26 protein-coding genes, 1 pseudogene and 1 riboswitch are annotated in these 25920 nt (G+C 72.9%); of the genes and pseudogenes, 10 read left to right on the top strand and 17 right to left on the bottom strand.

The features are described from left to right. Positions 1 to 19: 19 nt before the first annotated feature. Positions 20 to 874, bottom strand: coding sequence for a L,D-transpeptidase family protein (locus AB0C28_RS25775; protein WP_357852094.1), 855 nt, complete (start codon positions 872 to 874; stop codon positions 20 to 22). A gap of 73 nt (positions 875 to 947) precedes the next feature. Here AB0C28_RS25775 and AB0C28_RS25770 point away from each other — a divergent pair, with 73 nt between their 5' ends. The 3 genes from AB0C28_RS25770 (at position 948) to AB0C28_RS25760 (ending at position 4020) form a co-directional block, all read left to right on the top strand. Then, positions 948 to 1424, top strand: a complete 477-nt coding sequence (locus tag AB0C28_RS25770) for a YbaK/EbsC family protein (RefSeq protein WP_346107679.1) — start codon at positions 948 to 950, stop codon at positions 1422 to 1424. A gap of 10 nt (positions 1425 to 1434) precedes the next feature. Beyond that, positions 1435 to 2007: a GNAT family N-acetyltransferase gene (locus AB0C28_RS25765; protein WP_358077960.1), complete on the top strand. Its 573-nt coding sequence runs from the start codon at positions 1435 to 1437 to the stop codon at positions 2005 to 2007. 282 nt (positions 2008 to 2289) lie between these two features. Next, positions 2290 to 4020, top strand: coding sequence for a hypothetical protein (locus AB0C28_RS25760; RefSeq protein WP_358077958.1), 1731 nt, complete (start codon positions 2290 to 2292; stop codon positions 4018 to 4020). A gap of 57 nt (positions 4021 to 4077) precedes the next feature. On the opposite strand, the gene metF is transcribed toward AB0C28_RS25760, so the two are convergent. After that, complete coding sequence (gene metF, locus AB0C28_RS25755) at positions 4078 to 4944, bottom strand: methylenetetrahydrofolate reductase [NAD(P)H] (protein WP_357852085.1); 867 nt, start codon at positions 4942 to 4944, stop codon at positions 4078 to 4080. Positions 4945 to 5092: 148 nt separating this feature from the next. On the opposite strand from metF, the gene AB0C28_RS25750 reads away from it, so the two are divergent. Continuing rightward, positions 5093 to 6160 carry a polyprenyl synthetase family protein gene (locus tag AB0C28_RS25750; protein WP_357852082.1) on the top strand — a complete coding sequence of 356 codons (1068 nt, stop codon included), beginning with the start codon at positions 5093 to 5095 and terminating at the stop codon, positions 6158 to 6160. 131 nt (positions 6161 to 6291) lie between these two features. On the opposite strand, the gene thiE is transcribed toward AB0C28_RS25750, so the two are convergent. From thiE to AB0C28_RS25735, 3 genes are read right to left on the bottom strand one after another with little or no spacing between them, the layout of a single operon-like run. Continuing rightward, positions 6292 to 6930 carry a thiamine phosphate synthase gene (thiE, locus tag AB0C28_RS25745; RefSeq protein WP_357852079.1) on the bottom strand — a complete coding sequence of 213 codons (639 nt, stop codon included), beginning with the start codon at positions 6928 to 6930 and terminating at the stop codon, positions 6292 to 6294. Beyond that, positions 6908 to 7282 carry an Rv2175c family DNA-binding protein gene (locus AB0C28_RS25740; protein WP_346107668.1) on the bottom strand — a complete coding sequence of 125 codons (375 nt, stop codon included), beginning with the start codon at positions 7280 to 7282 and terminating at the stop codon, positions 6908 to 6910. The genes thiE and AB0C28_RS25740 overlap by 23 nt, the downstream gene beginning before the upstream one ends. Before the next feature lie 30 nt (positions 7283 to 7312). Next, positions 7313 to 8476 carry an FAD-dependent oxidoreductase gene (locus tag AB0C28_RS25735; protein WP_357852075.1) on the bottom strand — a complete coding sequence of 388 codons (1164 nt, stop codon included), beginning with the start codon at positions 8474 to 8476 and terminating at the stop codon, positions 7313 to 7315. A gap of 58 nt (positions 8477 to 8534) precedes the next feature. Further along, positions 8535 to 8653: riboswitch (TPP riboswitch) on the top strand. Between AB0C28_RS25735 and AB0C28_RS25730 the strand changes: the two genes are divergently transcribed. The 4 genes from AB0C28_RS25730 to pknB all read left to right on the top strand — a co-directional run bounded on the left by AB0C28_RS25730 (position 8622) and on the right by pknB (position 13155). Beyond that, positions 8622 to 9980 carry an FAD-dependent oxidoreductase gene (locus tag AB0C28_RS25730; protein WP_358077955.1) on the top strand — a complete coding sequence of 453 codons (1359 nt, stop codon included), beginning with the start codon at positions 8622 to 8624 and terminating at the stop codon, positions 9978 to 9980. Its footprint overlaps the riboswitch before it by 32 nt. Continuing rightward, entirely contained in the window at positions 9977 to 10177 is a 201-nt protein-coding gene (gene thiS, locus AB0C28_RS25725; protein WP_346107663.1) for a sulfur carrier protein ThiS, read from the top strand. Before AB0C28_RS25730 ends, thiS begins: the two co-directional genes overlap by 4 nt. Continuing rightward, the gene (locus AB0C28_RS25720; RefSeq protein WP_357852069.1) at positions 10170 to 10925 is read left to right on the top strand and encodes a thiazole synthase; all 756 of its coding nucleotides are present in this window, start codon (positions 10170 to 10172) and stop codon (positions 10923 to 10925) included. The genes thiS and AB0C28_RS25720 overlap by 8 nt, the downstream gene beginning before the upstream one ends. Before the next feature lie 298 nt (positions 10926 to 11223). Further along, the gene (gene pknB, locus AB0C28_RS25715; RefSeq protein ID WP_357852066.1) at positions 11224 to 13155 is read left to right on the top strand and encodes a Stk1 family PASTA domain-containing Ser/Thr kinase; all 1932 of its coding nucleotides are present in this window, start codon (positions 11224 to 11226) and stop codon (positions 13153 to 13155) included. A gap of 34 nt (positions 13156 to 13189) precedes the next feature. Here the strand turns inward: pknB and alc are convergent, their stop codons facing one another. From alc to AB0C28_RS25700, 3 genes are read right to left on the bottom strand one after another with little or no spacing between them, the layout of a single operon-like run. Next, positions 13190 to 14134: an allantoicase gene (gene alc, locus AB0C28_RS25710; RefSeq protein ID WP_357852064.1), complete on the bottom strand. Its 945-nt coding sequence runs from the start codon at positions 14132 to 14134 to the stop codon at positions 13190 to 13192. Further along, positions 14131 to 15444, bottom strand: a complete 1314-nt coding sequence (gene allB / locus AB0C28_RS25705) for an allantoinase AllB (protein ID WP_357852061.1) — start codon at positions 15442 to 15444, stop codon at positions 14131 to 14133. Before allB ends, alc begins: the two co-directional genes overlap by 4 nt. 3 nt (positions 15445 to 15447) lie before the next feature. Further along, positions 15448 to 16596: a glycerate kinase gene (locus tag AB0C28_RS25700; protein ID WP_357852058.1), complete on the bottom strand. Its 1149-nt coding sequence runs from the start codon at positions 16594 to 16596 to the stop codon at positions 15448 to 15450. A gap of 246 nt (positions 16597 to 16842) precedes the next feature. Here AB0C28_RS25700 and AB0C28_RS25695 point away from each other — a divergent pair, with 246 nt between their 5' ends. Beyond that, positions 16843 to 17997 (top strand): winged helix DNA-binding domain-containing protein, encoded by a 1155-nt coding sequence (locus AB0C28_RS25695; protein WP_358077952.1) that lies wholly within the window; start codon positions 16843 to 16845, stop codon positions 17995 to 17997. Between the two features lie 109 nt (positions 17998 to 18106). On the opposite strand, the gene AB0C28_RS25690 is transcribed toward AB0C28_RS25695, so the two are convergent. The 7 genes from AB0C28_RS25690 to uraD all read right to left on the bottom strand — a co-directional run bounded on the left by AB0C28_RS25690 (position 18107) and on the right by uraD (position 22806). Next, positions 18107 to 18319, bottom strand: a complete 213-nt coding sequence (locus AB0C28_RS25690) for an EF-hand domain-containing protein (protein WP_357852052.1) — start codon at positions 18317 to 18319, stop codon at positions 18107 to 18109. Between the two features lie 38 nt (positions 18320 to 18357). Further along, entirely contained in the window at positions 18358 to 19701 is a 1344-nt protein-coding gene (locus tag AB0C28_RS25685) for an 8-oxoguanine deaminase (RefSeq protein WP_357852486.1), read from the bottom strand. An 83-nt stretch (positions 19702 to 19784) separates the two neighbouring features. Next, complete coding sequence (locus AB0C28_RS25680; protein ID WP_357852049.1) at positions 19785 to 20258, bottom strand: (2Fe-2S)-binding protein; 474 nt, start codon at positions 20256 to 20258, stop codon at positions 19785 to 19787. Then, positions 20258 to 21118: an FAD binding domain-containing protein gene (locus tag AB0C28_RS25675; RefSeq protein WP_358077949.1), complete on the bottom strand. Its 861-nt coding sequence runs from the start codon at positions 21116 to 21118 to the stop codon at positions 20258 to 20260. Before AB0C28_RS25675 ends, AB0C28_RS25680 begins: the two co-directional genes overlap by 1 nt. A gap of 8 nt (positions 21119 to 21126) precedes the next feature. Beyond that, positions 21127 to 22008, bottom strand: coding sequence for a factor-independent urate hydroxylase (gene pucL / locus AB0C28_RS25670; protein ID WP_358077946.1), 882 nt, complete (start codon positions 22006 to 22008; stop codon positions 21127 to 21129). A 1-nt stretch (position 22009) separates the two neighbouring features. Then, positions 22010 to 22309 carry a hydroxyisourate hydrolase gene (gene uraH, locus AB0C28_RS25665; protein WP_358077943.1) on the bottom strand — a complete coding sequence of 100 codons (300 nt, stop codon included), beginning with the start codon at positions 22307 to 22309 and terminating at the stop codon, positions 22010 to 22012. Further along, on the bottom strand, positions 22306 to 22806 hold the full coding sequence (gene uraD / locus AB0C28_RS25660; RefSeq protein ID WP_358077940.1) for a 2-oxo-4-hydroxy-4-carboxy-5-ureidoimidazoline decarboxylase: 501 nt from the start codon (positions 22804 to 22806) through the stop codon (positions 22306 to 22308). The genes uraH and uraD overlap by 4 nt, the downstream gene beginning before the upstream one ends. A 147-nt stretch (positions 22807 to 22953) precedes the next feature. On the opposite strand from uraD, the gene AB0C28_RS25655 reads away from it, so the two are divergent. Further along, a complete protein-coding gene (locus AB0C28_RS25655) occupies positions 22954 to 23793 on the top strand; it encodes a deoxyribonuclease IV (protein WP_357852033.1) in 840 nt (279 codons plus the stop codon). Between the two features lie 376 nt (positions 23794 to 24169). Here the strand turns inward: AB0C28_RS25655 and AB0C28_RS25650 are convergent, their stop codons facing one another. After that, positions 24170 to 25645: a cation acetate symporter gene (locus tag AB0C28_RS25650; RefSeq protein WP_358077937.1), complete on the bottom strand. Its 1476-nt coding sequence runs from the start codon at positions 25643 to 25645 to the stop codon at positions 24170 to 24172. Then, positions 25642 to 25920, bottom strand: a pseudogene (locus AB0C28_RS25645) (hypothetical protein); the annotation flags it as partial. The gene AB0C28_RS25650 and the pseudogene AB0C28_RS25645, both read right to left, overlap by 4 nt.

Raw genomic sequence — 25920 nt, 5'->3', positions numbered from 1 at the left:
CCGTGCCGGGCCGTCAGCTTCAGGCGCGCCTGAAGCGGCCCTTGACGTGCACCGGCACGCCTTTGCCGAGCATCCCCGGCAGGACCTGGGCCACGTTCATCGGCATGCGCACGCACCCGTGAGAGGCCGGGTAGAGCGGCACCGACAGCGCCCCGTGGAAGGCGATGCCGCCGTTGAAGAAGATCGGGTTGTAGAGCTGGCCGAGGTAGGACTTGTGCCAGCCGCTGGCGCGCCACGTCGTGCGGTAGTTGCCGGTCGGGGTGGTGGCCGAGCCGCAGAAGCGCTGCTTCCTGCCCTGCCAGGCGGCGGTCTCGCAGTAGGGGACGCCGCTGCCCGAGGAGACGTGGGTGATCAGCTTCACCTCGCCGCCGACGTACAGGACCATGATCTGCTTGGTCAGGTTGACCTCGGCGCGGGTCGGCTTGCCGTTGGGGACCAGGACCTTCGGCGCCTTGGGCGCCTCAAGGGCCTCCCACGTGCGCCGGGCGACGGTGCTGCTCGGCCTGATGCCGTTGACCTTCTGGAACGCCCACACGGCCGCCAGCGTGGTGCCGCCGTACTGGCCGTCGGCCTTGCCCGGCCGGTAGCCGAGCTCGGTCAGGCGCTTCTGCAGCCAGGTGACGGACTTGCCCTTGGCGCCCAGTTTGAGGGTCTTGCGCGGGGCGGTGACGGCCGGCGTCACGGGGGCCGCGCCGGCGGCCTGGGCGTTCGGTACGACGGCGGCCGCCAGGGCGGAGGCGCCGGGTGAGAGGCCCGGCCGATCGCCTTCCGCTCCCGTCGCGCAACCCGTGAGGACGACCGCACCGGCGGTCAGGAGAGCAGCCACCCCGGGCAGCCGTCGAGCCACCACCGTCACCACCTCATCATCGGTCAAGAACGGATCAGAGGACCCTACACCACCCACCATGAATGGGTAATCAGGGCGCCAACCTGTTTAGAGTGTCGTCATGTCTGAGAAGTTGCCCGCGAACGCCCTCATCGTCGAGTCCGCCCTGCGCGAAAGAGGAGCCGGCGGCGAGATCGTGGTCCTGCCCGAGAAGGCCCCCACGGCCGCGACCGCCGCCGCGCAGGTCGGCTGTGAGGTCGGTGCCATCGCCAACAGCCTGATCTTCGACGCGGACGGCGCGCCGCTGCTCGTCCTGACCAGCGGCGCGCACCGGGTGGACGTCGAGCTGATCGCGCGTACGGCGGGCGTGGCGAAGGTGCGCAGGGCGACGCCCGAGTTCGTCAGGGAGGCCACCGGCCAGCCGATCGGCGGCGTGGCCCCGGTCGGGCATCCGGCGCCCGTGCGCACGCTGGTGGACACCTGGCTGAGCAAGCACGAGGTGGTCTGGGCCGCGGGCGGGCATCCGCACACGGTGTTCCCGACGACGTTCGACGAGCTCGTGCGCATCACCGGGGGTACGCCGGTGGACGTCGAGTAGTGTGCGACGGGTGATCGAGTTTCGCGGAGCCGGTCCGGCCGAGTTCACCGAGCGGCTGGAGACAGTGATCGACATTTACGCGGCCGCGATGAAGCCGCCGGTGGACCAGATAGCCGGCCGCAAGACCATCATGCGAAACCACGGGACATATCCCCATTTTCAGTGTTATTTCGCGGAATTGCGTGATTCATCCCCCGATGGGGCGACCACTGAACCCAGAATCGTCGGTTTCGCGTACGGATTCCGCGGCGCCCCCGGCCAGTGGTGGCACGACGTCGTCTGGCGCGGCCTGGCCGACCGGCTGGGCCAGGAGGCGGCCGACGCCTGGATGGGCTACGCGTTCGAGCTGGCCGAGATCCACGTGCACCCCGAGTGGCACAACAAGGGCATCGGCCGTGCCATGATCACCACGCTGTGCGCGGGCCGCCGCGAGCGCTCGGCCATCCTGTCCACCCACGACCAGCCCACGGCCGCCCGCCACCTCTACGCCGGCATGGGCTTCACCGACCTGCTGACCCGCTTCGTCTTCCCCGGCGGGCACGAGGAGTACGCGATCGCCGGCCGCCCGCTCCCGCTCACCTGAGGTCGCTTACGTGACCCGTGGTTTACCAGGCATGACGCGGGGCAGAAACTAGTCACGGAAAGTGATCGACCCTTTACCGATTGTCCGGTGTCCCCTGCCCGTCACCCGCCCGGTCCCCCTGCGGGCGGGTGGCGGGCCCGTACCTCCGGGGGCCGCGGTGACACCCGGGCCGCGCTTTCGGCGGTTGCGGCGACATCCGGGCCCGCGTGTCGGTGGTGATCTCTATCATGCTGCCCCAGAGATCGTCCGTGCCGATGGGGGCCCGCTATGAAGCGTCACTTCGTGAAGATCGTCGATGGCCCGTTCGCCGGATTCGACGCCGAGCTCGTCTCCGCGGACGGTCCGAGACTGACGGCCCGCGTGTCGGTCTTCGGCCGGGAGACGACGATCGACCTCCACCGCGATCAGGTCGAACGTCCCGAGGAGATGCCCGAGCTGTGGCGCGAGGAGGAGGACGACGAGCAGGTCCGCGCCGGCCTGCGGAAGCGGACGGCGGAGCAGTACGACGACCTCGCCCACATCGAGAAGTTCGGCTTCTTCCTCGATCACGCCGATCTCCCCGAGCACGATCCGGCCCAGGAGTGGGACGCCTACCTCGGGTGGTGCACCGAGATCGACGCCCGGGCAGTGCGGCGGAAGGCGGCGGCGCTGGCGGCGTTCGACCAGGAGATCGCTCCCCTGCCGGCCGCCGAGGCGCGCGGCCGGATGGCGGCCGACCCCGGCCGCTGGCTGCCCGCCGAGGCCGCCATGAAAGAGCGCCGGTCCCGCTATCCGGGCCTCGACGGCCCCACTCCCGAGGAACGACTCCAGGCGGCGATCTTCGGCGGACCCGATCCGGCGCCGTCTGTGTGGGAACGGGCCCATCATCGGCGGGCCGCCGCGCGTTCCGCCGCCGAGCTGCGCGACTACGCGGCATGGAAGGCGGCGAACCGGTCGCCGGCCGAGGACGAGCGGCTGAGGTCGGCCGCCGCGGCCCAGGTCGAGCGCGAACGCGCCGCGATCGAGGCCCGCGTCGCCCGCGACTGGGGATTCCGGCTGCCTGACTCGATCTTCCGGTTCCGGACCTTCCTGCTGTCCCTGTGCCCGGCCGGGAATCAGGCTTTCCACGACCTGGACCTGTCCCCGTTCGGAATCATGGACCTCTTCGACGATCCGGAACGCCGGTCCCGGGACGGCATCGACGTGCGCGTGCACGGCCGCTACTACCGCGACCCGCCCGAGTTCCTCACGTTCATGCACGGCGGCACCGACGGGCTGCACTTCGGGCTCTGGTACGACGACGGCCGCACCTGCACCGGCGTCGCCTCCTACTACAACAACGACGGCGGCGGCGTGGGCCTGCCGACCCGTACCCCTCTTGAGGCCGTCCGCGACACGCTCGAATGGCGATGGCGCGACCTGTCGTCCGAGGACGGCGAGCCGGCCGATCCCCTGGACCCCGACGTGGTCGTACGACGGCACCGGCTGCGGCTGCTGCGCGAGGTCCTGACGACCTTCGAGACCGGCGACCGCGACGAACAGGGCGAGGACTATCACGACGCCAGCGGCCACTCCCCCGAGCTACTGGAGCACGGAGACCCCGACCGGCTGGAGACCCTGGACGGCGGCGGCGCGCTCGTCGAAGGCGACACCCTGATCGAGGGCGGCAGGGCGATCGAGCCCGGCACAGCGATCACAGACGACACCATGATCGAGCGTGGCCGACAGCGACCGTGGGACGATTACGACTTCTGCACGGCCCTGGTGAAGGAGCTGACCGGCGACCCGGCCGTCCGAGCGGCCCACGTCACGGAGGCGCTGCGCCGCTGCGCCGCAGGGTTCCCCGCCGACGCGCTCGCCCTCGGCCGCGACCTGCACTGGATCAGCGCTGGCGACCCGGAACGCGAGGCCCAGGCGAACGAACTGCTCACCACGGCCTACCGCGCCCTGGGCCGCGACAATCTCGCGGCGATCGCCGAAGCCCATCACCGTCACCGCGATCTGCCCCAGGTGCACGTCCTGGAAGGGACCTGACGTCGCCCACCGACCGCGAGCGACCCTCCCCGAGCGACCGCGCTCAAGCGGTCGGGATCAGGCGGACAGGGGGATGCGCTCCAGGCGCTGGAACACCTCGCGCGACGCGCTCGACCGGTTGAACGTGATGAAGTGGATCCCCGGCGCGCCCTCGTCGAGCAGCCGCTGGCACAGCTCCGCCCCGTGGTCGATGCCGAGCCGCCGCACCGCCGCCGGATCGTCCTTGACCGCCTCGAACCTGGCCGCCACGTCCGGCGGGAACGGCGCCCCCGACAGCTGCTCGGAGCGGGCGATCGTGCTCATCTGGGTGACCGGCATGATGCACGGGATGATCGGCGTGTCACAGCCCCGGGCCGCCACCCGGTCACGCAGCCGCAGGTAGTCGTCGGCCTGGAAGAACATCTGCGTGATCGCGTAGTCGGCCCCGGCCCGGCACTTGCGTACGAAGTATTCGGTGTCGGACTCGATGGAGGGCGAACGCGGATGCTTGTAGGGGAAGGCGGCCACGCCGACGCAGAAGTCGCCCGCCTGGCGGATCAGGCGGACGAGCTCCTCGGCGTAGAGCACGCCCTCGGGATGCTGCACCCACTCGGCCGTCGGGTCGCCGGGGGGATCGCCGCGCACGGCCAGGATGTTGCGCACTCCGGCGTCGGCGAAGCGCCCTACGAGGTGGCGCAGCTCGCGGATGGAGTGGTCGACCGCGGTGAAGTGGGCGACGGGCGTGAGCGTGGTGTCGTGGGCGATCCGCTCGACGATGTCGACCGTGCGGTCACGGGTGGAGCCGCCGGCGCCGTACGTCACGGAGACGAACGTGGGCCGCAGCGACTCCAGCTCCCTGATCGCCCGCCACAACTGTTTGGCGCCCTCGTCGGTCTTCGGCGGGAAGAACTCGAAGGAGAACGACCGGCCACCGGCGGCGAGCATGTCGCGGACGGTGGGAACACGATCGGGCCTTACAGAGGGTCGACCAAGAGCCATGCCCACAAGATTAGCGCCACATCTCGCAGACCTGCCGGTCAGACAGACACCCTGGAGATCCGCACCCTCGCTCCCGGCCACTAGTCTCATGGGCATGACCACTGACGCGGCCGGCCTGGAGATCCTGCGCGCGCAGGTCGAGCGCGCTCTCGGAGAGTTCGTCGAACGGCAGCTGCCCGACGGCGGCGACCCCGAGTTCGCGCCGCTGCGCGAGGCGGCCGACAAACTGCTGTCCGGCGGCAAGCGGCTGCGGCCGGCGTTCTGCTACTGGGGGTGGCGCGGCGCCGGCGGCACCGACGTGCCCGGCATCTTCACCGCCGCCGCCTCGCTGGAGCTGCTGCAGGCCAGCGCGCTGGTGCACGACGACGTGATGGACAAGAGCGATCTGCGCCGGGGCATGCCGTCCGCGCACCGCCGCTTCCAGGCCATGCACGAGAAGTCGGGCTGGCACGGCTCGGCGGAGCAGTTCGGCGAGGGCGCGGCGATCCTGCTGGGCAACCTGCTGCTGATCTGGTCGGGCGAGATGTGGCGGGCCAGCGGGCTGCCGCGCGAGTCGCTGGAGGCGGCCCAGCCCGTCCACGACCACATGCGCACCGAGCTGATGTGCGGCCAGTATCTCGACCTGCTGGAGCAGGCGCACGGGGAGAACTCGTTCGAGTCGGCGCTGCGGGTGGCGCTCTACAAGAGCGGCAAATACTCGGTGGAGCAGCCGCTCAGGCTCGGGCTGGCGCTGGCCGGGCGGGAGCTGGCGCCGTGGATGGACGAGCTGTGCGCCGGGTTCGGGCGGCAGGTCGGGATCGCGTTCCAGCTGCGCGACGACATCCTCGGGGTCTTCGGCGACCCGGCGCAGACGGGCAAGCCCGCCGGCGACGACCTGCGGGAGGGCAAGCGGACGATGCTGGTGGCCCGCACCCTGGCCGCGGCCTCGCCCGCCGAGGCCGGCACCGTGCGCCGGCTGCTCGGCGATCCCGCGCTGGACGAGGGCGGGGTCGAGACGCTGCGGCAGATCATCGACGACACCGGGGCACTGCGGGAGTGCGAGGACCTGATCGGCGACTACCTGGGCGAGGCGCTGGCGGCGCTCGACTCGGCCCCGGTCACGCCGCAGGCGCGCGCCGCACTGACCGACCTGGCCATCGCCGCCACCAGCCGCAAGACCTGACCCGCCGCCGACCGGCCGACGGTCATCCGCCGGCTCGCCGGCCACCGATCACCGGCCAGCCCGCCGTCCGGCCGCTCACCCGCCGAACGGCCGACGGCCGGCGCTTCAGCCGGCCGGGGGTGTTCGGCTGCTCAGCCGGCCGACAGGCGTTTGGCGAACTCGGCAGCCGCCGCGCCGGGGTCGTCGGCCTCGGTGATCGCGCGGACGACCACCACCCGGCTCACCCCGTACGACATCACCTCGTCCAGGTTGGCGAGATCGATGCCGCCGATCCCGAACCACGGCCGCGAGGTGCCCAGCGCCGCCGCGTGCCGCAGCAGCGACGGGCCGGGAGCCGGGCGGCCGGGCTTGGTCGGGGTGGGCCAGACGGGCCCGCAGCAGAAGTAGTCGACGCCCTCCTCCACAGCCGCGGCGGAAGCCTCGGCGGCGGAGTGGGTGGACCGTCCGATGACGATGTCGTCGCCGAGTATCTCTCGCGCGACCGTCACAGGAAGGTCGTCCTGCCCCAGATGGAGCACGTCGGGGCGGGCGGCGTACGCGACGTCCGCCCGGTCGTTGACGGCCAGAAGTTTGCCGTGCCGGTCGCAGGCGTCGCGGAAGACCTCGAGGAGCGCGAGTTCTTCGCGTGCCTCAAGACCCTTCTCCCGCAGCTGGATGATGTCCACGCCGCCGGCCAGCACCGTGTCGAGGAACTCCGCCAGATCGCCGCGGTCGCGGCGGCCGTCTGTGCAGAGATAGAGGCGCGCGTCAGAAAGCGAGGGCTTGGGCACGCCGCTTGACCTCGGTATGACGGCCGGCCCTGATCGCCTCGACGGGCGATCCTGGCAGCGACTCGTCGGGGGTGAAGAGCCAGCGCAGCGACTCCACGTCGTCGTAGCCGGCATCCTGCAACACCGTCAGGGTGCCGGGCAGGCCCTTCATCACGTCCTTCCCATCGAGGAACACCGCGGGCACCTGTGGCCCGCCGCCGCCCCGGCGCACGCCGAGGAGCTTGTGGTCCTTCAGGAGCTGCTTGGCCCGGCCGATCGAAAGGTCGAGGCGCCTGGCCACTTCGGGGAGCGTGAGCCACTCGTCGATGAGCTGCTCGGTCTCCCGGTCGATCTGTGCAACAGAAAGCGTCACGAAACCACAACTACCACATGCCGTGCTTGCTCAAACAACACAATCCCGTAGAGAGACTTGTGGATCTACCAGGCGTTCCGTGTCCAGACGGTGACCGGCGTCGATGATCCGCCGCCCCTGTACGAGGTCGCGCGGCCGGTCCACGGCCAGTACGGCGGCCAGAGTGTCGTCCTCGGTGAGCCAGACGGCCGACCATTTGCCTTCTGGCTCGCCCCGGTAGACGAGCCGCTCGCCGGCCGGATGGTGTCCGGCGTACTGGATCATGTGGCCGAACTGCTCGGACCAGAAGTAGGGCACCGGGTCGTAGACCGCCTCCTCCCCCAGCAGCGTCGCGGCGGCGACCTCGGGGGCGTTGAGCGCGGTGTCCCAGTGTTCGACCCTGAGCCTGGTGCCCCAGCGGCGCGACCACCAGGCGGCGCAGTCGCCCACGGCGACGGTGCCGGGCAGCGAGGCGCGCAGGTGCTCGTCGGTGACGACGCCGTTGTGCAGGTCGATGTCGGCATCGGCCAGCCATCCGACGGCGGGTCGTACGCCGATGCCGGTGACGACCACGTGGGCCTCGATGAACTCACCGCCCACCAGCCGCACACCGCCCTCGTCCACGGAGTCGACCATGGCCCCGAGGCGCAGGTCGATGCCGTCGTACCAGGGCACGGTGCGCGCGCCGATCTCGGCGCCGACGGCGGTGCTCAGCGGGGCCCGCGCGCTCTCGACGACCGTCACCTCGCAGCCGGCGCGGCGGGCCGCGGTGGCCACCTCGGCGCCGATCCAGCCGGCGCCGATGATCGCCACGCGGGCGCCGGGGACGAGCACGGCGCGCAGCTCGTGGGCGTCGTCGAGGGTGCGCAGCACGTGCTGGAGGCCGTCGCCCGGCAGCCTGATCGGCTCGGCGCCGGTGGCGATGACCAGGCCGTCGTAGCCGATCTCGCCCTCGGTGGTCTCCACGACGCCGGCGCGCAGCGACTTGGCGCTGACGCCCGGCCAGAAGTCGACCTCCAGGGCGTCGAGGTCGGTGTCGACGAAGCTCGTGTCGGCCTCGCCCTTCAGCACGGCCTTCGACAGGGGCGGCCGGTCGTAGGGCCGATGGCGCTCCTCGCCCATCAGCGTGATCCGGCCGGTGAATCCGCGCCCTCGCAGGGCCTCGACCGTACGCAGGCCGGCCAGGCCCGCTCCCACCACCACGACATGGTTCACGTTCAAGACCATAACGGGGGCGGTGCACGGCCGCCGCACCGAGGCCGTAGGCTGTGGAGGTAAGACGCGCGGGAGTCCGGCCGTTTCACCGGGCTGAGAGGAAGGCTGTGACGGGCCTTCGACCGCAAGACACCTGATCCGGATCATGCCGGCGAAGGGAGCGCAGGTGGATGTGATCGTGGGCGGCGGGGTCGTCGGCCTCTCCGTGGCGTGGCGGCTGGCCCGTGAGGGGCGCCAGGTCACCGTGGTCGATCCGGCGCCCGGGCGGGGTGCCTCCTATGCCGCGGCGGGGATGCTGGCCCCGGTCAGCGAGGTGACCTACACCGAGGCGCCGCTGCTGCGGCTCGGGGTGGCGTCGCTGCGCCGCTGGCCCGCCTTCGCCGCCGAACTCACCGAGGACGCCGGGCTCGCGGGCCCGGGTACGAACGTCGGCGCGGCCCCGGGCGCGGCTGCCGAACTCGCCGGTCCGAGGCTGGGCGCGGGTGCCGGGCTCGCCGGTGACGGCGCGGCCGGAGGAGATGCGCTCGCGCTGGATCTGCGGTCCGACGGGACGCTTGACGTCGCGTTCGGGGCCGACGACCTGGCGGCGCTGGACGAGCTGGCGGCGTTCATGGACAAGCTCGGGCTGCCGGTCGAGCGGCTCACCGGGCGCGAATGCCGCCGCCTGGAGCCGATGCTGGCCCCGTCCGTGCGTGGCGGGCTGCTGGCGCCCGGCGACGCCTGGGTGGATCCGCGCCGGGTGACCGCGGCCCTGCTGGCCGCGCTGGAGCGGCTTGGCGCCGAGGTGGTGCGCGCCCGCGTCACCGAGCTGCTGCGCGAAGGCGGCCGGGTCACGGGGGTACGCCTCGCGACGCCGGAGCCGTACGGGACCGGGCCTGGCGGCGGAGCCGGGGATGGCGGCGGGCACGGTGAAGTCAGACCGGGCGCCAAGGCGGAGACCCGTGCGGGCGCCAGGACGGGCGCCAGGAAGGAGACCGGCGCGGAGACCCGGGCCGAGATCAGGGCCGAGCGGGTCGTCCTGACCGCCGGCGCGTGGAGCGGCGAGCTGGCCGAGGTGCCGGTGCGGCCGGTCAAGGGGCAGATCATGCGGCTGCGCTCGCCGCAGCCGCTGCTGACCCGGTGCGTACGCGGCACCGTGCACGGCTCGTCGGTCTACCTGGTCCCCCGGGGCGACGGTGAGCTGGTGGTCGGCGCCACCCAGGAGGAGCTGGGCTTCGACACCAGGGTGACCGCCGGCGGGCTCTACGAGCTGCTGCGCGACGCCAGGGAGCTGGTTCCCGGCGTCACCGAGCTGGAGGTCGCCGACGTGGTGGCGGGGCTGCGGCCGGGCACCCCGGACAACCTGCCGGTCATCGGCCCCAGCGGGACGCCGGGGCTGACGTTCGCGACCGGGCACCACCGGGGCGGCGTGCTGCTCGCCCCGCTCACGACGGCCATCCTGCTGGGCGAGGAGGGCGAGCTGGCGGCGCTGTGCTCGCCGGAGAGATTTCAGGGAATTTCATGATTGTTACCATCAACGGGTCCGCGCACGAGGTGGCCGACGGCATGACCGTGGCGCAGGCCGTACAGACATTGACCACGGCCACCACCGGAGTGGCCGTGGCCGTGAACGACGAGGTGGTCACCCGCAGCGCCTGGGAGACGACGGCGCTCGGCGACAGTGACCGCGTGGAGGTCCTGACGGCGGTGCAAGGTGGATGATCTGATCATCGCCGGGGAGAAGTTCTCCTCCCGGCTCATCATGGGAACCGGCGGCGCGCCCTCGCTGGAGGTGCTGGACCAGGCGCTCGCGGCGTCGGGCACCGAGCTGACCACGGTGGCGATGCGCCGGCTCGACCCGGGCTCGCGCGGCACCGTGCTCGACGTGCTGCGCCGGCGCGACATCAAGGTGCTGCCCAACACGGCGGGCTGCTTCACCGCGGGCGAGGCCGTGCTGACCGCCCGGCTGGCCAGGGAGGCACTCGGCACGAACTGGGTCAAGCTGGAGGTCATCGCCGACGAGCGAACCCTGCTGCCCGACCCGATCGAGACGTTCGACGCGGCCGAGCGGCTGGTGGCCGACGGGTTCGTGGTGCTGCCGTACATCGGGGACGATCCGGCGCTGGCGCGGCGGCTCGAGCAGGCCGGGTGCGCGGCGGTGATGCCGCTGGGCGCGCCGATCGGCTCGGGGCTCGGCATCCGCAACCCGCACAGCATCGAGCTGATCGTGGAGGCCGCGTCCGTGCCGGTGATCCTCGACGCGGGCATCGGCACGGCCAGTGACGCCGCGCTGGCGATGGAGCTGGGCTGTGACGCGGTGCTCCTGGCCACGGCCGTGACCAGGGCGCAGCGGCCCGACCTCATGGCGGCGGCCATGAAGGGCGCCGTCGCGGCCGGGCGGCTGGCCCGCCAGGCGGGCCGCATCCCCCGCCGCCGCTACGCCGAGGCCTCCTCCCCGACGTCCCCGTAACCCAGCCGGCCCGGCCGACGGAACGGGCCCGCCGCAACCCGCCCGATCCCCTCCCCTCTCGTACGCGACGCGCCTGGCCGGATCCGAGTCCACCACCCGCCCGGCCAGGACCGCGACACGCCGGGGGCGCAGTCGCGGGATGTCACGGAGGGTGCCGGGACAAGCACCGAGAGAGCCGCGTTTCAGGGGTGTGAGGGGGCCGGGACGGGTTCGGCGGGGCGTCGTGACGAGAACGTCTCCGCATCGGTTTCGGGCGGTGGGGCCCTGCCAGTGGCAAAACGCCCGTAAACTCAGCGGGGTGGATACGACGACTGCGGACCCCCTGGTCGGGCGGCTCCTCGATGGGCGCTACCGCATCGAGAGCCGAATCGCCCGGGGCGGTATGGCGACCGTCTACCTCGCGCTGGACATCCGGCTCGACCGGACGGTGGCGCTGAAGGTCATGCACCGCTCGCTCGCCGAGGACCCGGCATTCGTCAGAAGGTTCATCGGCGAGGCGAAGTCGGTCGCCAGCCTCTCCCATCCCAATGTGGTGCACGTCTTCGACCAGGGCACCGACAACGACGTCGTCTACCTGTCGATGGAATACGTCCCCGGCCGCACGCTGCGCGACATCCTGCGCGACCGCGGCAGGCTGCCCGCCCGCGAGGCGCTGGAGCTGATGATCCCGGTGCTGGCCGCGCTCGGCGCCGCCCACCAGGCCGGGCTCGTGCACCGCGACGTCAAACCGGAAAACGTCCTCATGACCGACGACGGCCGGGTCAAGGTCGTCGACTTCGGCCTGGCCAGGGCGATCGAGGCGACCAACCAGACCCGTACCGGCGTGATGATCGGCACGATCGGCTACATGGCGCCCGAGCAGGTCACCACGGGCGCGGCCGACGTGCGCAGCGACGTCTACGCCGCGGGCATCATGCTGTTCGAGCTGGTCACGGGGCAGCAGCCGTACGACGGCGAGACGCCGATGTCGGTGGCCTACCGGCACGTGCACGACACGGTGCCCGCGCCGTCCTCGGTGGCGCCCGAGGTGCCGCCGCTGGTCGACACGCTGGTGGCGCACGCGACCGCGCGCGAGCCGCAAGACCGCCCCGCCGACGCGACGGCCATGCTGGTCGCCGCGGTGGACGCGCACCGGATGTTGCCGCGCACGACGACCCCGCCGGGCACCGGCCCGATGATGCCGGGCACCAACCCGACGACGGTGTACGCCCATCCGGCGGGCGGCCCGGTCTCGGGCGCGCGTTCGATGCCGCAGCCCGCGCCGGCGCACACGATGATCCAGCCGCGGACGTCGGCTGAGGAGCCGCGGCGGCGCGGGTTCCGGCCCAACTGGTTCCTGGTGGCGCTGGCCGCCGTGATGGTGGTGGCGGTCGGGCTGACGGGCTGGTATTTCGCCCAGCCCGAGCTCGTCACCGTGCCCGACCTGATCGGCAAGAACGTGGCGGAGGCCGAGAAGACCATCGCCGGCCGCGGGCTGCAGATGCGCCAGGCCGACGGGAAGCACGACGAGAAGGTCGCCGAGGGCCTGGTGCTCAGCAGCGACCCGGCGGCCGACGCCGAGCTGGAGAAGGGCTCGACGGTCACGCTGGTGCTCTCGCTCGGCCCCGAGCGGATCGTCGTGCCCGACGTGTCGGGCCGGTCGAGCAACGAGGCCAGGGCCGCCATAGCGAAGGCGGGGCTGACCGTCGGCGCCGTCAAGCGCCTGCCCAACCAGCAGGTCGAGCGCGACAAGGTGATCCGCACCTCACCGCAGGTGGGCGAGAAGGTCAGGAAGAGCGCCAAGATCAACATCTTCGTCAGCGCCGGGCTCGTCATGCCCGACGTCGGCGGCATGCCGAAGGACGAGGCGGCCGGCTTCCTCGGCGGGCAGGGCTTCCAGGTGCAGGTCAACGAGGTCGACGACGACGCCGAGCCGTGCACCGTCATCGCCCAGTCGCCCAAGGCCAAGTCCGAGGTCGACAAGGGCGTACCCGTGATGATCACGGTGGCGCGCTGCCAGACCGACTGGTGGCAGTGGTTCCGCGGCGACAACGAGGCCCGCGACGACCAGCAGTTCAGCGTCGTGCCCGGCGTGATCGGCAAGAACATCAACGACGCCAAGCCCGAGCTGGAGGCGCTGGGGTTCAAGGTGCGGGTCAACCGGCTGAGCAACGGCGGCGTGGTGCAGTTCCAGCGGCCGCTGCCCAACAGCGAGCGGCCGCCGGGCAGCGTGGTCTTCCTCTGGCAGTGACCTCCTGTCCCTGAAACGGGGACAGGAGCCGGGCTCAGGTGAGGTGGCCGTGCAGGCGGACCCGGGCCAGGCCGCCGTCCGGGTAGATGTCCACCCGTACGCTCGTCACCGGCTCCCGGTGGTCCAGGCGGAAGCGGTGCGGCGTGTCGGGCCGCAGCGGGGTCCTGGGCAGCAGCGGCACCTCGCGCTCCCCGTCCAGCCCCGTCAGCGAGACCGCGGCGGGCGCGTTGAACAGCAGGTTGGTGGTGTCGATCTCGGCCAGCCTGACGAGCCCGCGCCCGGCCAGCCGGATGACGATCCAGTCGTTGCCGTCGTCGCGCCGCCTGGCGGTCTCCCAGCCCTCCGCCTGGTGCCGGGCCAGGCCGGGGGCGATGACGTTGTTCGGGGAGGAGTAGAAGTCGTCGGAGCAGGCGGTGACCAGGCCGCCGTTGGCGAGCGCGGCCAGATCGAGCCCGAGACCCTCGTAGACGGACAGGTCGGGGCGGACCTCGCCGTGCACGCGCAGCCTGGACACGCCTCCGTCGGGGTGGATGTTGAGCCGCACGTGGGTGTAGCGGTGCTCGTCGGCGACCTCGAAGTGGTGCTCCGCGTCTCCCTTGAGCTCCGATCGGGGCACGATCTCCGTCCACGGGGCCCGCGCCAGCTCCTCCGGCGACGGGTAGCCCTCGACGGCCGCCGCCTCCACGGACGCGTACGGCGGATAGTTGCCCTTGAACCAGGCCGTGTCGATCACCACGCCCCTGATCACGCCGGGCAGGCCGAGCCGCACCAGGGCCCAGTCGTGCCCGGGTGAGCGGCGCCGGCGGGTCTCCCAGCCGTCGTACACCTGCCCCTTGCCGCCGAACGTCTCCGGGCTGAACGCCGGACGCTCCGGCCTGATCAGGCTCTCCTTCTCGGCGAAGGACTCGTCGCTGGCCGCCACGACCGAGCCGCCGAGCGGGCGCAGGGCGAGGTCGGGCAGGCGGGTGAACGGGGTCATCGGCGCGCTCCCATCAGCAGTCGTCCGTGCGGCCGGCCGTCCACCGGCCGGCCGCGCAGCCAGGTGGTCAGGACGGCGCCCTTGAGCGTGCGGCCGTGGTAGGGGGTGACGGGATTCTTGTGGTGCAACCGGGCGGCGTCCACCAGCAGGTCGGCGGCGGGGTCGAAGGCCACCAGGTCGGCATCGTTGCCCACCTTTATCCCGCCTTTTCCGGGCACGCCGGCCAGCGCGGCGGGGTTGGCGGACATCCAGCGGACCACGTCCCCGAGCCCGTGCCCTCGGCGCGCGGCCTCCGTCCAGATCGCCGGCAGCCCGATCTGCAGCGAGGCGATGCCGCCCCAGGCGGCGGCGAAGTCGGGCACCTTGAGATCGGCCGTCGAGGGCGAGTGGTCCGACACCACGCAGCTCAGCACCCCGCGCGCCAGCCCGTCCCACAGCAGGTCGCGGTTGGCCTCGGAGCGGATCGGCGGGCAGCACTTGTACGTGGTCTCGCCCTCCGGCACCTGCTCGGCCGTCAGCGTCAGGTAGTGGGGGCAGGTCTCGGCCGACACCGCCACTCCCCTGGCCTGGGCCGCCTCCAGGACCTCCAGGCAGTCGGCGCTGGAGACGTGCAGGATGTGCACCCGGGCGCCGCATTCCTCCGCCACCCGGACGACCTGCTCGACGGCGCTGCGTTCGGAGGCCCCCGGCCGTGAGTCCAGGAACTCCCGGTAGCCCGGCCCGCCCGGCTCGGCCAGCAGCGCCGGGTCCTCGGCGTGCACCACGGTCAGCCCGCCGAACCCGGCCACCTCCTCCAGGGCGAGCCGCAGCTCGGCGACCGTCAGGTGCGGGAACTCCTCGACCCCCGAGGGCGACAGGAAGCACTTGAACCCGTACACGCCGCGCCGGTGCAGCGGCGCGAGGTCCTTGACGTTGCCCGGCACGGCCCCGCCCCAGAAGCCGACGTCCACGTGGCACCGGCCGCCGGCGGCGCGCAGCTTGGCGTCGAGGGCCGGCTCGTCGATCGTGGGCGGCAGGGAGTTGAGCGGCATGTCCACGATCGTGGTGACGCCTCCGGCGGCGGCTGCCCTGGTCGCGGAGTCGAATCCCTCCCAGTGGGTCCGCCCGGGCTCGTTGACGTGCACGTGCGTGTCCACCAGGCCGGGCAGCAGGGCCACGTCGCGCAGGTCCACGTCCTCGGGGGCGTCGAGCGGCGCGGCGTAGTCGTACAGGGCGACGATCTTCTCGTCCCGTACGGCGACCGCCGCCGCCCGCTCACCCTCGGGCGTGACGGTCCTGCGGGATCTGACGACGAGGTCGAACGAGGTCATCCATCACCTTCCGAGGCGGTCTGCGGCGATCCGGGCGGCGAGGCGTTCGAGCAGCGGGCCCGCCTCGGCCATGCAGCGAGCCACGTCGGGCTCCAGGTCCGTCAGGGCGTAGGCCGCCTCGATGCCCGCGGCCTTCAGCTCCTCGTCACTGAGCGTACGGCGGCCGCAGACGGCCACCACGGGCACCCCGGCCTCGGCGGCGGCGCGCGCCACGCCGACCGGCGCCTTGCCGCGCAGCGACTGCTCGTCCAGCGAGCCTTCGCCGGTGACGACCAGCCGGGCGCCGCGCACCACCTCGCCGAAGCCGAGCAGGTCGAGCAGGTAGCCGATGCCGGGCCGCAGCTCGGCGTGCAGGAACGCCATCGCCGCGAACCCGACGCCGCCGGCCGCGCCCGCGCCCGGCGCGCCCGCCACGCCCATGGCGCGCGGGGGGCCGTCGTGCTCGACCGCGCCCATGAGCCCGTGGGTGGCGGTGGCGATGGCCGCCAGGCGCGACAGCGCCGACTCCAGCGTCCTGACGTCGTCCTCCGTGGCGCCCTTCTGGGGGCCGTAGACGGCGGCGGCGCCGTGCGGGCCGAGCAGCGGGTTGTCCACGTCGCTCGCCACCACGAACTCCACGCCCGCGAGGTCGAGGAAGCCGGACAGGTCGATGCGGGCCAGATCCTTCAGCGCGGCCCCGCCGCGCGGCAGGTCGCGGCCCTCGTCGTCGAGCAGGCGGGCGCCCAGGGCCTGGGCCATGCCCGCGCCGCCGTCGGTGCAGGCGCTGCCGCCCAGGCCGAGCACCACCCGCTTGGCGCCGCGGCGCACGGCGTCGGCGATCAGCTCGCCCGTGCCGTAGCTGGTGGCCGTCAGTGGCTCGTGCCCGCCGGGCAGGCGGCGCAGCCCGGACGCCTCCGCCAGCTCGACCACGGCGGTGCCGGTGGGCTGCCAGGCGTACGAGGCGGGGATCCGCTCCCCGGTCGGCCCCGTGACCTCGATCGTGATCCGGCCGAAGCCGCCCGCGACGGCGGCGTCCACCGTCCCGTCACCACCGTCGGCGACGGGCAGCTCCACCGTGGGCACGCCGAGACCCGCCGACACCCGGGAGGCCACTTCGGCCGCCGTCAGCGTCCCCTTGAACTTGTCGGGGGCGACCAGTACGTGCTGAACCACTACGAACTCCCACCTGATGATGAACAATGTCCTGACACGCCTTCCTGCCCGGTGCGAGCGGGCAGGAAGGCGTGACTCATCATCCTGACACTGGGGTCCCACCGGATTCCATGCCGGTCCCCCGTCACGATCAGCTCTACCGCGCGATGCTCCAGGCCCCGTGCTCCTACTCTGCGCTTTCGGATGAGAGGCCCCTCCCGGCGGTGAGTGAGGTGGATTAGGCTCGGCGCGGATTGAGGGGGTTTTGTGAGGGTTTCTACGCGGGAGCGGCGGGCGCGGCTGGCCTTGCGGCATCGGCTGGCCGTCAAAGTGGGTACGCCCGAGGAGGCGGCGGACGCCGTGGTGGCGTTGCACGGCACCGATCCGGCCACCGTGTTCCTGTCGGCCGGCGCCCGGCTGCTGGCGCCCGGGCCCGAGCCGGTCGAGCGGGCCCTGTACGCCGAGCACACGCTGGTGCGGATGACCGGGATGCGGCGCACGGTGTTCGTGGTGCCGGCGGAGCTGGTGCCGGTCGTGCACCACTCCACGATGCCGGCGATCGCCCGCAGGGAGCGCGCCTCGCTCATGAAGGCGTTCGGGCCGGGCGGCTGGGACGAGGCCTGGTTCAAGGACGTCGAGGCGTCCGTGCTGCGGATCCTGGCCGAGGCGGGCGACCGGACGGCGGCCGAGCTGGGCGCGCTGGAGCCGCGGCTGCGGGAGCAGGTCAGGGTGGCCGTGGGCAAGCCGTACGAGGGCGTGATCAGCGTGGGCTCGCGGCTGCTGCCCCTGATGGCGATGGACGGCCTGCTGGTACGCCGGGCGCGCGTGTCCGGCACCTGGGTCAGCGGCACGCACTTCTGGGCCCTGGCCCCCGAGCTGGCGGAGCGGGCCGCGGACGAGGCGCGGGCGGCGCTGGTGGCGCGGTGGCTGGCCGCGTTCGGGCCCGGCACGGAGGCGGACCTCAAGTGGTGGACCGGGTGGACGCTGAAGGACGTGCGCGGGGCGCTGGCCGCCGTCGGGGCGGTGGCGGTGGAGTTGGAGGGTGGCGGCACCGGCTACCTGCTGCCCGATGACGATCTGACCGGTGGGGAGCCGGAGCCGTGGGCGGCGCTGCTGCCGGCGCTCGATCCGACGCCGATGGGGTGGCAGGAACGCGACTGGTACCTGCCGGGCGAGCACCGCGCCGAGCTGTTCGACCGCAGCGGGAACGTGGGCCCGACCGTGTGGTGGGACGGCCGGGTGGTGGGCGGCTGGGCGCAGCGCAAGGACGGCGAGATCGTGTGGCGGCTGCTGGAGGACGTGGGCGCGGACGCGAAGGCGGCGATCGAGGCGGAGGCCGGAGTTCTGGCGTCCTGGGTCGGCGAGGTCAGGGTGACGCCCCGGTTCAGGACTCCGATGGAGCGCGCCCTGTCCGCATCCTGAGCCCCCGCACGCCCGGTACGGCCCCTGGTCCCCGCGCCCTGTCCGCCTCCGAGGCCGGTACGACCCCTGATGCCGGCGAGCCGTCCGTCTCCTGGGCCGCCACGCGCCGTCAGGACATGGTGCGGACGAACTCCTCGAAGGAGTAGCGGCCGTCCTGGTCGGAGTCGGCCTCCTGGCTCATCGCCCCGAGCGCCTCCGCCGGGAGGTCGGGGAAGTGCCGCTTCAGCTCGGCCTCGCTGATGTAGCCGTCGCCGTCGGTGTCGATCGCGGCGAAGGTGCTCTTGAGCTGCGCCAGCCGCTCGTCGGGGAGTTGCTCCGACACGGGACCGCCTTTCCTCCACGTTTAGGACATTTCCCACCCTACTGGGCGCCCTCCGCCAGCTTGGCCAGCCGCCCGCGGGCCTCGGCGCCGGCCCGGCCGGCCGCGTCCTGGGCCACGGTCCTCAGCTCGCCGCCGGCCACCACCGTCCTGCCGCCGACCAGCAGCAGGTCCAGTGGCGGCGGAGGCCCGAAGACCAGCGCGCAGACCGGGTCGGCGACGGCGGCGGTGAACGGCCCGTCCACCCGCCACAGCGCGATGTCGGCCAGCTTGCCGGGCTCCAGCGTGCCCAGCTCGTCCTCGCGGCCGAGGTTGCGTGCGCCGCCCAGCGTGGCCAGCTCCAGGGCCTGCCTGGCGGTCAGGGCCCGCGGCCCGTACCTCGCCCGCTGGATCAGCAGCGCCTGCCGCATCTCGCCCACGAGCGGGGTCAGCTCGGAGGAGGCGGCGCCGTCGACGCCCAGGCCCACGTTCGCGCCGCGCCGCAGCAGCTCGGACACGCGGGCGATGCCCGCGCCGAGCCGCCCGTTGGAGGAGGGGCAGTGCGCGACGCCGGTGCCGGTCTCCGCCAGTTTGCCCAGGTCGTCGTCGCTCAGGTGCACGGCGTGCGCGAACCACACGTCGGGCCCCAGCCAGCCCAGCCGCTCCATGTAGTCCACCGGGCGTACCCCGAACTGCTCCAGGCAGTGCTCCTCCTCGTCGAGGGTCTCGGCGAGGTGCGTGTGCAGCCGTACGCCCCTGTCCCTGGCCAGGGCGGCGGACTCGGTCATCAGCTCGGCGCTGGCCGAGAACGGCGAGCAGGGCGCGACCACCACGCGCAACATCGAGGAGGGCGAGGGGTCGTGGTAGGCGTCCACGGCCGCGGCGGTGGCGGCGAGGATGTCGTCCAGCTCCTCCACCACGGAGTCCGGTGGCAGCCCGCCCTTCGACTCGCCCCTGTCCATGGAGCCGCGCGCCGGATGGAAGCGCAGGCCCACCTCGCGGGCGGCCTCGATCTCGGCCGCGAGCAGGTCGCCCCGGCCCTTGGGGAAGACGTAGTGGTGGTCGCTCGCGGTGGTGCAGCCCGACAGCGCCAGCCAGCTCAGCCCGGCCGTGGCCGCGCCCCTGACCACCTCGGCGTCGAGGGCGGCCCACACCGGGTAGAGCGCCGTCAGCCACTCGAACAGCGTGGCCTCCTGGACGAGACCCTGCGAGGCCCACTGGTAGAGGTGGTGGTGGGTGTTGACCAGGCCGGGGGTGGCCAGGCAGCCGCCGCCGTCGATCCTGGTCGCGCCGGGGACCTCGGGCGCGGGCCCGGGGCCGAGGCTCGCGATGCGATCCCCCTCGATCCTGATGTGTCCGGACGGGATCTCGGGGCCGGCGACGGGGGCGATGTGCACGTTCTCGATGATCAAGGATCGAGCGGGCCCAGCGTCGGGGGGAACGGCGCCGGTGCGTACGGCCTCGGTCGGTACGGCATCGGGGGGAACGTTCACGAGGCGGCGCCCTTCCGCGCGGCGGCGAGCCGTACCGCGTCGAGGATCTTCTCATAACCGGTGCACCGGCACAGGTTGCCCGCCAGCGCCTCCCTGATCTCGGCGTCCGACGGCTCGGGCACCCGTTCCAGCAGGTCGTGCGCCTGCACCAGCAGCCCCGGCGTGCAGAAGCCGCACTGCACGGCCCCGCACTCCACGAACGCCTCCTGCACCGGATCGAGCCGGTCGCCCTCGGCCAGGCCCTCGACCGTACGCACCTGCCGGCCCTCGGCCTGCCCGGCGGCGACCAGGCAGGCGCAGACGGGCACGCCGTCGAGGTAGACGGTGCAGGAGCCGCACTCGCCCTGCTCGCAGGCGTTCTTGGAGCCGGGCAGGCCGAGGCGCTCGCGCAGCACGTACAGGAGGCTCTCGCCCTCCCAGACGTTCTGCGCGCTCTGCTCGCGGCCGTTGACGGTGAACGTGACGCGCATCAGGCGGCCCTCTTCCCCAGGTGGTCGTTCCAGGCCCAGGTGAGCGTGCGGCGGGCCATGACGCCGATCGCGTGCACCCGGTAGGCGGCGGTGCCGCGCACGTCGTCGATCGGTGCGGCGGCCCGCGCGCACAGGTCGCCGAAGCGGCGCAGCAGCGCGGGGTCGAGCGGAGCGTCCCAGTCGAGCTCCGCGGCCAGCAGCTCCTCGGCCTCGACCGCCCGGCGCGGCGTGGGCGCGGCCGAGCCGAGGCCCGTGCCGACGCGCCGCTCGCCGGGGTGCAGCGCGAGCGCGAACGAGCACACCGCGATCACCATGGCGTTGCGGGTGCCGACCTTGGAGAAGTATTGGGGCCCTGTGGCGGGCGGCACGTGCACGGCCCTGATCAGCTCGTCCGGCTCCAGCGCGCTGCGCTTGACGCCCAGGTAGAACTCGGCGGCCGGGATCATCCGCACGCCGCGCTCGCGCGACTCCACCTCGACCACGGCCCCCGCCGCCAGCAGCGGCGGATGGCTGTCGCCTGCGGGTGAGGCCGCGCCCAGGTTGCCGCCGACGGAGCCGCGGTTGCGGATCTGCGGCGAGCCGACCGTGCGCGCGGCCTGGGCCAGGCCGGGCAGCGTCGCGCCGAGCTCCTCGATCACGGCCGTGTACGGCACCCCGGCCCCCACCCGGCACAGACCGTCCGCCATCGACCATTCGCGCAGTTCGGCCACCTGGTTGAGGTCGAGCAGCGCCGGCGGCCTGCGGACGTCGAAGTTCAGCTCGACCATCACGTCCGTGCCGCCCTGGATGGGCACGGCGTCCGGCTGGTCCGCCTTGGCGGCCAGCGCCTCGTCCCACGTCGTGGGGCGCAAGAAATCCATGTCTCTGCCTACTCCCAGGCGAATCCGGCGTCGGGCGCGTCCTCCCGCAGCACGCCGCCCTCGATGAGGCCGTAGGGGCGGTCGGCGGCGAAGAAGACCTCGTTGTCGTTGTCCAGGCCGAACGGGGACAGATCGACCGGGAAGTGGTGCTTGTTCGGCATGGCGAGCCTGATCTCGCAGATCTCGGGGCAGGCCGTGAGCGCGCGCTCCCCCATGGCGTACAGGGTCTGCTGGAGCGAGAGGCTGTGGGTGCCGGCGAACGCGTCGAGCAGGCAGCGCCGCACCTCCGTGTACGCCTTGGCGTAATCGGAGGCTGAGTCGGAGCCGGAACCGGAGGCGTCCGCGTGGCGCCACTGGGCGGCGACGGCGGTGGCCAGGATGCGGTCGGTGGTGGGCTCCAGCGTGGTGTACTCGTCCACGATGTAGCCGTGGAACTCCGACCCGGTCGAGTTCAGCACCACGAGGTCCTTCAGCCCGGACACCACCGTGCTGCGGCCGTCCTCGTCGTGGTGGACCACGCAGGTGCGCACCTCGCCGCCGTCGCGCACGAACGAGTGGGGCCCCGTACGGTTCCAGCCGTACTCCTCGATCTCCACCCTGGCGTGGTGGATCGGGCGCTGCGAGGCGACGAAGTGCCTGGCCAGCAGCAGGGCGAACTCCTCGATCTGGCCGACGCCGTGGCGCCTGGCGAAGGCGTAGACGGTGTTCTTCTGCGAGTCGGTCGGCAGCACGGTGGCGTTGTCGCCGGTCAGGTGGACGGCCTCCATGTCGCCCGACAGCGAGGTGCTGACGCTGATGTCCTTGACGTGGTGGACGGGGCCCTGCCTGACCACGTGGACGAGCCTGGTCTCCGCCTTGCCGTAGCGGTTGGCGCCGAGCTTGACGGTCAATCTAGCTCCCTCGGTAGGTGGAGTAGGCGTACGGGCTGAGCAGCAGCGGCACGTGGTAGTGCTGGGCGGGGTCGGTCACGGTGAAGGTGACGACCACCTCGGGGTAGAACGTCTCCTTGAGGTAGGCGCCGGTGTCGAAGACGACGCGATGCACCCCGGCCGCCGGATCCCAGCCCTTGAGCCGGCCGTCGGCGTCGGTGCGGCCCTCGGCGACGACCCGGCCGTCGTGCTCCAGGCGTACGCGCAGGCCGGCGGCGGGCCGGCCGGTGACCGCGTCGAGCACGTGGGTGGAGAAGCTCATGCCCCCTCCTCGATGAGCCTGCCCAGCCGCAGCCGGGTGATGGCGGCCAGCTCGCCGCGTACGACGTCGCGCTCGCGCGCCTCGTCGTTGCCGAGCCGCTGCTTGAGCTTGTCGAGCATCTGGGTTCCCGTCAGCCCGGTTGCGCAGACGAGGTAGACATGCCCGAAACGCTCCTCGTAAACGCGGTTGCCCTCGGCGAGGGCCGCGCGCAGCTCCTCCTCGACGCCGGACTGCTCCCGCCGCGACCAGGACGCCTCCCGCCCGCTCCCGGCCGGCCGCTCGCCGATCCTGGGATGCGCGCTCAGCGCCTCCAGCACGTCGTCCCAGCTCAGCTCCAGCACGGCGGCGCGGGCGGTGTCGATGAGCCGGTCGAGGCTCTCGTACGGCCGCCGGGCGGCCACCTCGCCGGCGAAGGCGCGTGAGGCGCAGCAGCTCAGCAGCCCGGCCTCCGCCTCGGCCGGTGATCGCGCGTTGAACGCGGCGAGCGTTTCTGACATGTCAGAAGTACACACATGCGCTACGTGCCCGGTCCATCCGTGAGAACTCCAACCGGCGGCCCCCACGTGGGGCGGTTTTCGTGTCATGCTCCAATCGCCGGGCGCCCGCCACCGCATCGGCTCGCGGGTCCTAAACTGAGGGTCATCATGACCGTGAAATCCCTGATCGGCGGACACGTCTCCGTCGCCGGCGGCCTGGCGACGGGCGGCCTGAAATACATGGCCGAGATCGGCGCCGAGATGATCCAGGTGTTCGTCACCAACCCGCGCGGGTGGGCGCTCACCGAGGGCAAGCCGGCCGAGGACGCCAAGCTGGCCGAGTCCGGCGTCGAGACCTTCATCCACGTGCCCTACCTGGTCAACTTCGGCTCGCCCAGCCCCGAGACGCTGGCCAACTCCATCGCGATCGTGCGCCACACGCTGCGGCGCGGGGTGGAGACCGGCGCCAAGGGGGTCGTGGTGCACACCGGCTCGGCGGTGACGCAGTCGCGCGACGACGCGCTGCGGCAGTTGCACGACAACCTGCTGCCCCTGCTGGAGGACATCCCGGAGGGCGGGCCCGATCTGCTGCTGGAGCCGATGGCGGGCCAGGGCGCGATGTTGTGCGCCACCGTCCAGGACCTTGAGCCCTACCTGGCCGCGCTCGACTGGCATCCGCGGGCGTGCGTCTGCCTCGACACCTGCCACGCCTTCGCCGCCGGCCACGATCTGGCCGCCGAGGGCGGGGTGAAGGAGACGATGGACGCGCTGCACGCCATCGCGCCGGGGCGGCTCAAGCTCATCCACGCCAACGACTCCAAGGACGTGTGCGGGGCGAAGAAGGACCGCCACGAGAACATCGGGGCCGGTCACATCGGCGCCGAGCCGTTCGGCGACCTCATGCGGCATCCGGCGGCGGCCGGGATCTCGCTCTGCATCGAGACGCCGGGCAAGGCGCCGAAGCACGCCGAGGACATCACGCTGCTGAAGAAGCTGCGCGACGGCTGACCTCGCACCGGGCGCCCGATGGGCGGGCCGGCGCCCATGAAAGACCATGAAAGGGGCGCCCGCCCGAGCGATCCGGCCGCCCCCGCGTGCCGGATCGCGAGGCCCGGTTCGACAGCCTCGCGGGCGCCCCTTCACGGAACCGGCGTGGCGGGCCCAACCCCCCGGTCAAGGGCCCGACAGCCGCGGCGACCTGCGCGTCGCCGGTGAATTCCGCGCATCGGGCCGATCGTGAGCCGTGCGGCCCGTGTCTCCCGATGCGCCGGAAGAGCTCTCCGATGCCGAAACACTACGGTTGCGATCTTGCGGGAGAAACCCTGTTCACGTACAGCTCGCCGAACGGTCCGTAGTCAGCGATGTACGGAGAGTGCTACCGCGATCAGCGGTCGTCCCGAGACGACGAGCGGTAGGTCAGGGGGCCTGCGAGATGCTCGGGCAGATGCATCCTGGCCATCATCCGGCCCACGTCCCTGGGCGTCCTGGCCGGCGCGGCCAGGGAGATCAGCACCATCGCGGCGAAGGCGACCGGCACGGCCACCGGCGCGGGGCAGGAGGTCAGCGGGCCCATGCGCACGCCCGCCTGCTCCCCGATCACCAGCACCGCCGTCGAGCCGCCCCCGAGAAGGATACCGGCCGCCGCGCCCGCGTCCGTCAGCCGCCGCCACCAGATCCCGAGCACGAGCAGCGGGCAGAACGTGGCCGCCGAGAGGCTGAGGCCGAGCAGCACGAGCGCCACCGACGCCCCGGGGGCGGTGACCGCCGTGAGCCCGAGCGCGGCCGCCAGGACCGCCACCACGGCCACGCGGAACGAGCGCGCCCCGGCCCTGGACGCGCGGGCCGACAGCGCGCCGCCCACGGCCGCCAGGACGCCCGCCGCGGTGGCCAGGAAGGCCGCGAACGCCCCCGCGGCCAGCAGGCCCGTCAGCACCTCCCCCACGGCCCCTGGGAACAGCCTGGCGGGCAGCAGCAGCACGATCTCGTCCGCGGCGGCGCCGCGCAGCCGCGCGTGCCCCATGAGCCCGTACAGCGGCGGTACGACGCAGAAGGCCGCCAGCATGGCCTGCGTGGCCACCATGGAGCGGCGCGCGGCGTGGCCGTCCCTGTCGGTGTGCACCCGCATGATCACGTGCGGCAGCCCCATCGTGCCCAGCGCGCACGCCAGCAGCACGGCCAGCACCCCCGGCAGCGAGGGGTCGCCCGCGCCCGCCAGCCCGGCGCCCCCGCCCCGGTACGCGCCCTCGAACCAGGCCACGGCCCCCTCTTCCGCCAGCCACCAGCAGACGATCCCGACCCCGAGGAAGACCACCAGCTTGAGCCAGAACTGTGCGGCCTGCACGCTCGTCACGCTGCCCAGCCCGCCGCCGACGGCCACCGCCAGCGCCGCCGCCGCGACGGCCGCCCAGCCCAGCCACGGCGGCAGCCCGGTCAGCAGCCGTACCACGACCCCGGCGGCGTGCAGCTGGGCGACCATGAACGCCAGCCCGACGACGAGGACGCAGCAGGTGGTCAACCGGCGCAACCGGGCCGAGCGCAGCCGCCACTCGGCGAATCCGGGCAGCGTGTACGTCCCCGAGCGCCGCAGCGGCGCGACCACGAGCGCCAGGATGACGACGAACCCCGCTGCCGCCCCCATCGGGTACCACAACATGGGCGAGCCGTGGGTGGCGATGAGCCCGGCCGTGCCCAGGCAGGCCGCCGCCGAGGTGAACTCGGAGCTGATCGCGGCCCCGTTCCACCAGGGTGGCACTCCCTTGGCGGCGACGTGGACGCCGGACACGCGGCGGGGCCGCGCGGCGCCCGCCGCGACGCCCAGGACCAGGACGAAGGCGATCCCGGTCAGCACGGCGACGTTCATCTCTCCAGCCGCTCCGCCCGCCTGAGCTGCAGCACGGCGAGGCCCACCCAGAGCCCCTGCACCGCCAGCGACAGGACGACCCAGGCGCGGGGGTCGGGCACCCACATCGCCAGCACCGGGGGCCCGGCCAGCAGGGCGGCGACGGCTCCCACGGTGCGCAGCGCCTGCCGTAACTGCCGCCCGACGAGTTCGGCCACGGGATCGCCCGGCTCGCCGTCGCGCGCGGAATCGGGCGCACGGCCGGGCCCGATATGGGGCCCGATATGGGGCCCGGC

Source organism: Nonomuraea sp. NPDC048892 (genome assembly GCF_040649735.1).
Lineage (GTDB): Bacteria > Actinomycetota > Actinomycetes > Streptosporangiales > Streptosporangiaceae > Nonomuraea > Nonomuraea maheshkhaliensis.
The sequence above is the reverse complement of the archived record's forward strand: the minus strand, read 5'-3'. Positions and strand labels throughout refer to the sequence as shown.

What these genes read in the sequence shown, in the direction of transcription:
- AB0C28_RS25770 (WP_346107679.1), top strand. Translation starts at nt 948, where the DNA reads ATGTCTGAGAAGTTGCCCGCGAACGCCCTCATCGTCGAGTCCGCCCTG.
- metF (WP_357852085.1), bottom strand. Translation starts at nt 4,944, where the DNA reads ATGCTCGCCGCCGGTGGCCGGTCGTTCTCCTTCGAGTTCTTCCCGCCG.
- AB0C28_RS25750 (WP_357852082.1), top strand. Translation starts at nt 5,093, where the DNA reads ATGACCACTGACGCGGCCGGCCTGGAGATCCTGCGCGCGCAGGTCGAG.
- AB0C28_RS25730 (WP_358077955.1), top strand. Translation starts at nt 8,622, where the DNA reads ATGCCGGCGAAGGGAGCGCAGGTGGATGTGATCGTGGGCGGCGGGGTC.
- thiS (WP_346107663.1), top strand. Translation starts at nt 9,977, where the DNA reads ATGATTGTTACCATCAACGGGTCCGCGCACGAGGTGGCCGACGGCATG.
- alc (WP_357852064.1), bottom strand. Translation starts at nt 14,134, where the DNA reads ATGACCCCGTTCACCCGCCTGCCCGACCTCGCCCTGCGCCCGCTCGGC.
- allB (WP_357852061.1), bottom strand. Translation starts at nt 15,444, where the DNA reads ATGACCTCGTTCGACCTCGTCGTCAGATCCCGCAGGACCGTCACGCCC.
- AB0C28_RS25680 (WP_357852049.1), bottom strand. Translation starts at nt 20,258, where the DNA reads ATGCGCGTCACGTTCACCGTCAACGGCCGCGAGCAGAGCGCGCAGAAC.
- AB0C28_RS25675 (WP_358077949.1), bottom strand. Translation starts at nt 21,118, where the DNA reads ATGGATTTCTTGCGCCCCACGACGTGGGACGAGGCGCTGGCCGCCAAG.
- uraH (WP_358077943.1), bottom strand. Translation starts at nt 22,309, where the DNA reads ATGAGCTTCTCCACCCACGTGCTCGACGCGGTCACCGGCCGGCCCGCC.
- uraD (WP_358077940.1), bottom strand. Translation starts at nt 22,806, where the DNA reads ATGTCAGAAACGCTCGCCGCGTTCAACGCGCGATCACCGGCCGAGGCG.
- AB0C28_RS25655 (WP_357852033.1), top strand. Translation starts at nt 22,954, where the DNA reads ATGACCGTGAAATCCCTGATCGGCGGACACGTCTCCGTCGCCGGCGGC.
- AB0C28_RS25650 (WP_358077937.1), bottom strand. Translation starts at nt 25,645, where the DNA reads ATGAACGTCGCCGTGCTGACCGGGATCGCCTTCGTCCTGGTCCTGGGC.